The 3,464-nt window shown below is 70.5% G+C and carries 3 protein-coding genes; 2 read left to right on the top strand and 1 reads right to left on the bottom strand.

Annotated elements, in window-relative coordinates; translation table 11 throughout:
* Positions 1-10: 10 nt before the first annotated feature.
* On the top strand, positions 11-817 hold the full coding sequence (locus ABNT58_RS03805) for an endonuclease/exonuclease/phosphatase family protein (RefSeq protein WP_348752185.1): 807 nt from the start codon (positions 11-13) through the stop codon (positions 815-817).
* On the top strand, positions 810-2,132 hold the full coding sequence (clsB, locus tag ABNT58_RS03800; protein ID WP_348752184.1) for a cardiolipin synthase ClsB: 1,323 nt from the start codon (positions 810-812) through the stop codon (positions 2,130-2,132). Before ABNT58_RS03805 ends, clsB begins: the two co-directional genes overlap by 8 nt.
* Here clsB and ABNT58_RS03795 read toward each other — a convergent pair.
* Positions 2,116-3,464 (bottom strand): PEP-CTERM sorting domain-containing protein (locus ABNT58_RS03795; RefSeq protein ID WP_348752183.1); only part of this gene is annotated, 1,349 nt, incomplete at its 5' end. The genes clsB and ABNT58_RS03795 overlap by 17 nt on opposite strands.

Raw genomic sequence — 3,464 nt, 5'->3', positions numbered from 1 at the left:
GGCCTGAGCCATGACGCTCAAACCGCTGCAATCGACGCTGCTGCCCAAGGCCAGCACCCTGGGCCGGCTGCGCACCGCCACCTACAACATCCACAAGGGCGTGCGCGGCCTGGGGCCGCTCAAACGGCTGGAGATCCACAACCTGGGGCAGGGCATCGAGGCGCTGGACGCCGACATGGTGTTTTTGCAGGAGGTGCGGCTCTTCAACCACCGCGAGGCGCGTGCCTTCGCGCGCACCAGCTTCGGCTGGCCCGAGGGCGGTCAGGCCGATTTCCTGGCGCCGCAGGGCTACGGCGTGGCCTACCGCACCAATGCCGTCACCCGCGATGGCGAGCACGGCAATGCGCTGCTGGCGCGCTGGCCGCTGGGCGACATCGGCCACCACGACGTCAGCGACCACCGCTTCGAGCAGCGCGGCCTGCTGCATGTGCCGGTGCAGTGGAACGGGCTGGAGGTGCACACCATCACCGCCCACTTCGGCCTGATGCACGCCAGCCGCCTGCGCCAGGCGGCGCGGCTGGCCGAGTACATCGCGCAGGCGGTGCCGGCGGGCGCGCCGGTGGTGGTGGCCGGCGACTTCAACGACTGGGGCGAAAAGCTCGACGGCCCGATGGCCGACTGCGGCCTGCAGCGGGCGCGCGAGGCGGGCGCCCGCAGCGCCAAGTGCCTGACCTTTCCGTCGCGGGTGCCGGTGTTTGCGCTCGACCGCTTCTACACCCGCGGCCTGGCCTGCCGCTCCACCTTCGTGCCGCGCGGCGGCACTTGGGCCCGCATGTCGGACCACCTGCCGTTGGTGGCCGAGTTCGACCTTGACTGAATCGGCGACCGAACCGGCTGCCGCGCGCAGCCCAGAACTGCGCCCGCACGAAGATCCCCTCGGCTGGTACGGCCTGCCGCGCGCCGTCTACACCGGCGGCAACGAGGTGCAGCTGCTGCGCGGCGGCGACGACCTGTTCCCGGCGATGTGCGCCGCCATCGGCCGTGCGCTGCACGAGGTGTGGCTGGCCACCTACATCTTCCACGACGACGTGGCCGGCGAAGCGGTGCTGCAGGCGCTGGAAGCCGCTGCCCGTCGCGGCGTGCGGGTGCGGGTGGTGGTGGACGGTTTCGGCAGTGCCGCGGCGCTGCCCCGGCTGCGCGCACGACTGGAGGCCGCCGGTGTGAGCCTGGCGGTGTACCGGCCGATCCGCGGCTGGCATTCGTGGATGCAGCCCGGCCAGTTCCGCCGCCTGCACCAGAAGCTGTGCGTGGTCGATTCGGGCGTGGGCTTCGTCGGCGGCATCAACGTGCTGGACGACCGCCACGACCTGCGTCATGGCCCGCTGGACGCGCCGCGGCTGGACTTCGCGGTGCAGGTCAACGGCCCGGTGGTGCTGCCCATCGAGCACACGCTGCGCGCGGTGTGGACCCGCGCCGTCTTCGGCCGGGACTGGCGCGACGAAGCCATCGCCGCCGCGCGCAGCCCGCAGCCGGTGCGCCGCGTGCGGGTGCTGATGCGGCGCATGCGCCTGGGGCCACCGCGCCGCGCCCACGCGCCCGCGCTGCGCAGCCTGCCGCCGGTGCGCGCCGCCTTCGTGGTGCGCGACAACATCCGCCAGCGCCGCGCGATCGAGCGGGCGTACATCGATGCGCTGCGCCATGCGCGTGAACGCATCGACCTGGTGTCGCCGTACTTCTACCCGGGGCTGCAGTTCCGCCGCACGCTGCGCAATGCGGCGCGCCGCGGCGTCAAGGTGCGGCTGCTGCTGCAGGGCCGGCCCGACTACCGCTTCGCGGCGCTGGCGGCCAGCGTGCTGTACGCCGAGATGCTGGGCCACGGCGTGCGCATCTTCGAGTACACGCCCGCCTTCCTGCATGCCAAGGTGGCGGTGGTGGACGACGACTGGGCCACCGTGGGCAGCAGCAACATCGACCCGCTGTCGCTGCTGCTCAACCTCGAAGCCAACGTCGTGGTGCGCGACCGCCGCTTCGCGGGCGAGCTCGCCGCGCAGTTCGAAGAAGCGGTGGCGCTGTCGCGCGAGGTCACCGCGCCCTCGGTCGGCCGCGGCCTGTGGGCGCGGCTGCAGCGCGGCTTCGTGGCCTTTTGTGCGCGGCTCTATCTGCGGGTGGGGGGCATCACGGGGCTCTATTGAAGCCTGCATGCGTGCGCCGCCGCGCGGTCCACACCAGCACGCCGCCGCCGGCCAGCAGCAGGGCCCACGTGGCGGGCTCCGGCACGGCGGCGACCTGCAGCGTGATGGCATCGGCGGTGTAGTTCACCGTGAACCGTGGGGCGCCCAGGCCCTGCCAGCGGATGCTGCTGAACGTGGAGTCCGACAACCGCTCACCGTAGCGGGCAATGGTGTACATGTCGCCCAGCTGCAGCGTGAGGCCGGGCAGGGCGGACACCTGCAGCTCGCCAGCCCACAGCACCTCATCAGTGATCATCAGTAGGTCCGACTGCCCGCCGCTGCCCAGCGTGATGCTGAGGATGCCCTGGTCCGTCATCTGCAGGTTGCCCAGCACCGTCAATCGACCCAGCGTGCCCGCCAGGCCGGGGTCGAGGGTGCCGCCGTTCGTCAACGTGCGCGTGCCGGTGTCTACCGTGCCGGTGCCTTCGATGGTGCCTGCATTGCCGAAGGCAGACTGCAGCACCGCGTCGTCGCTGACGCGGATGGTGCCGGTGTTGGTGAACGCCGTGCCTGTCTGCAGCCGGCCCGTGTCGATCTGCATCAGCCCCCGGTTGTCGACGTTGTGGACGATGGTGGTGCCCAGGCCGCTTCGCACATAGGTCCCTTCGTTGATGAAGCTGCCGCTGTAGTCGCTCAGTTGCTTGCTGTCGTTGGCCGTGCCGGCACCCTGGTCGGTGAAGGTGGCTCCGTTGGCGTTGACCACGACCCCGCTGAAGATGGCGCCCGTGATGCCGCCGCTGCCGGCCGTCCAGGTGGAGTCGCCTCGCAGCGTCAGCGTGTGGTTGGCGCTGATGCCCTGGTTCTTGCTGCCGTTGAATGTGCTGGCGCCCAGGACGGTGGTGCTGCCGGTGACGTAGGTGCCGCTGATAGCCCCACCCAGCAACCCGGCCTGGAAGTCCAGGCTCTGCACCGTCACATGGCCGGTGCCCGTGAGTTGCCCGCCGGCCATCTCCAGCTTGGCGAAGGTGTGGTTGCTCTGGTGCGACAGGGAGCTGCTCAGCAATTTCACGTGGCCATTCAGCGAAGAGCCCGCTGCCAGCAGTACGCCTGCACCATCGACCGTGACCAGTCCCGCGTTGTCGATCACGCCGGTGATGTTGGCACCGCTGGCGTAAAAAGCCAGGGTGGTGCCTCGATCGACCACCGTGCGGCCCGACAGTCGGCCGTCGCCCTCCATCTGAAAAGTGCCATCCTGCACGTGCAAGAGGCCGAAGTTTTCGAAGCGTGCGGCGCGGGTGGTGCCGCTGCCTTGGCGCAGGTAGCTGCCGTTGTTGACGAAGGTGCCAATGCCGC

Source organism: uncultured Aquincola sp. (assembly GCF_964001545.1).
Lineage (GTDB): Bacteria > Pseudomonadota > Gammaproteobacteria > Burkholderiales > Burkholderiaceae_C > Aquincola.
Note: the sequence above shows the minus strand (reverse complement) of the source record. Positions and strands in the feature narration are given on the sequence as shown.

Bases quoted from the DNA above. Each gene is read 5' to 3' on its own strand.
- ABNT58_RS03805 (WP_348752185.1), top strand. From the start codon at position 11: ATGACGCTCAAACCGCTGCAATCGACGCTGCTGCCCAAGGCCAGCACC.